The organism is Gilliamella sp. Choc4-2, assembly GCF_001690355.1.
Taxonomy (GTDB): Bacteria; Pseudomonadota; Gammaproteobacteria; order Enterobacterales; family Orbaceae; genus Gilliamella; species Gilliamella apicola_A.
In genome coordinates, this window is sequence record NZ_LZHG01000055.1 from 1 (window position 1) to 2,137 (window position 2,137).

Annotated in this window: 4 protein-coding genes; all 4 read right to left on the minus strand. The window is 39.4% G+C overall.

Going from position 1 to position 2,137, the window contains the following annotated elements:
• Nucleotides 1-434 (minus strand): phage major tail tube protein (locus A9G34_RS07340; protein WP_065569332.1); only part of this gene is annotated, 434 nt, incomplete at its 3' end.
• A gap of 6 nt (nucleotides 435-440) precedes the next feature.
• On the minus strand, nucleotides 441-740 hold the full coding sequence (locus A9G34_RS10485; RefSeq protein ID WP_141670377.1) for a hypothetical protein: 300 nt from the start codon (nucleotides 738-740) through the stop codon (nucleotides 441-443).
• A 92-nt stretch (nucleotides 741-832) separates the two neighbouring features.
• Entirely contained in the window at nucleotides 833-1,882 is a 1,050-nt protein-coding gene (locus A9G34_RS07345; RefSeq protein ID WP_081295298.1) for a hypothetical protein, read from the minus strand.
• Nucleotides 1,860-2,137, minus strand: a 278-nt coding sequence (locus A9G34_RS10790; protein WP_065569333.1) for a hypothetical protein, incomplete at its 5' end; no start/stop codon positions are given. The genes A9G34_RS07345 and A9G34_RS10790, both read right to left, overlap by 23 nt.

Consider the following 2,137-nt stretch of genomic DNA (forward strand, 5'->3'; position numbering starts at 1 on the left):
GGATCGATTTCAACGATTTCCTGTCCATCATAAATTTCGCGATAGTACAATACTGAAAATTCGATAGACCGATCCTGGCTCTCACCAGGTACAAATTTACCGACAGTGTTCGTTTTGGGAATAGCCCGATATATTAGTTTATGTTGTTTAACAACTAACTGACCCGTTTTGGGATCAGTATCCTGAATAGCACCCCATAGTTCCAGATGATGAGCCTCCTGTGTCAGAATTGTGTGAGTTTGAGGAGTAACATCGCGCAAGTTTAGCATCATGCTCATCGGTTGAACTAACCCTTTAACGGGTACTTCAACCGAACCTCCAATACCCGCTCCCTTCATTTCTTCAACAACAGAGGAAATTGCGGGCGCATCATGCTGAGTTGTGCCAACAAAATCTTTTCCATCTTTGTATATTTTATAATTAACTACTGACATGTTTGATTATCCGAATAAATTTGATAAATAGTCCGGGTCGTACTCAAGACTGAATTTAATTCGTTCAGCCGGTGATTGCGTCCCCCAGTTGATGTGAAATTGTACAATTCCATCCATAAGGTCTAGTGTGCTATTTTCGCTCTCTAAAAACTCAATACGACCACCTAGAATGTATCCTTTGGCTGTATAGCTATTCAGATTAATTTGCTCGCTGTTCATTATTGTTTGAGCTAAACGATGGCCTATTGGTTCGTCGATTTTTTGCCACCAAGTCAAAATCAATTGATTTCCGTACCAGCCGAACATTCGCCGATTTGAAATAATGGTATCTTTGACATCGGTAACATCGGGATAACATGCTGTTCGATTTCCCCACAATTTCCATCCACCAATAAAATTTAGGGCAGTGACAATACCGTTTGAATGTGCTCTTCCGATCTCTCGTCTAAACCGAGCCAGATCGAATCATCTCCATTCGTTGTTGCAGCCTGCATTTGTAATAATTTATTAGACGGACTCGCATACGGAACATCATCATGATCTGCGTCTGTATGAGCAATAACGCCAGCTGTTAGCGTAGACAATCGCATAATCTGACCATTGAAAACAGCTCGGGGCCAACAAACTATCAAATCCGCCTGTACTAGATTATTCTGAGTTTTATACTCAGTGACACGAGAATAATCAGTTAATGTTTTAGGCAAATCTGCAACGGCAACAGCTCTAAAAATGCCATTTATCGAACTGGATTTTGTAGCCATAATTGCTGCCACTGATGGATTATCACTGAAACCTGGCGCACAAATTACGCCGGGTAAAACACGGTATTTTGGAAAAACGAGGTCAACGAGTTGTATTCCTGTTGTTTTTCCAGAGTTAAAATCAACGCCACCAATGCATTCATTTACTGTCACTAGCTCGGGAGCTGCATATGTGTATGTAGCGGAGACGTGTGTAGCATTTTTTAATAATCCGGTGTTTGAAATGCTAATTTCGCCAGTAATTTTATTCAATGAATAATCAACGCCGTCTGTACACTCCATATCGTTAAACGTTAAAACACATTGAATTAAATCGTTATTTTCTAATTTTGCTGTGAGGTTTTTAATTGTTACCAATTCAGCTGTAATGGTTTTTTTATGCACCTCGGGATCAAACACATTAATAAAAACAACTGGAGCGCATGCGTATAAAACAAACATAGTATACGCAGCTTCTGATAATCCCCATTTTTCGAAATCGTCGTTTTGTGTATAACCGAGTGATTTCACTGCAGATGCGTTATTGTGACATAAAATAACATCGCCGTTTTTTGCTGCACGAGATTGATCTGATAGACGATGAATCGGAGCGCAACCAATAAAAACTGGAATTGATGCCGAAATTTGACGAGCTGGAATAATTGAAGTTGGAATTTGTTTAACTTCAACGCCGTGATAAAATGCCATTAATTAGCTCCTTACTACTAATATAATTCTGATAAACATTTTTATAGCACTCCGCTAAAAATGTATTACCGTTACGAATACCCGTTCTGGCCTCTGCAACTTCGTCAACATCAACAAATAATGCTGCAAAATTTGCATCAGTTTGTTGACGTTGCTCTATCTCTGACGGAAATTTGCCGTTAAAAATAGAACCTGTGGTTATCGTAATGCCCTGCCCAGACATGGTTGGTCCGAGATAAATTTTTTGAGACATAA

Coding starts and splice junctions, on each gene's coding strand:
- A9G34_RS10485 (WP_141670377.1), bottom strand. CDS start 740: ATGTTCGGCTGGTACGGAAATCAATTGATTTTGACTTGGTGGCAAAAA.
- A9G34_RS07345 (WP_081295298.1), bottom strand. CDS start 1,882: ATGGCATTTTATCACGGCGTTGAAGTTAAACAAATTCCAACTTCAATT.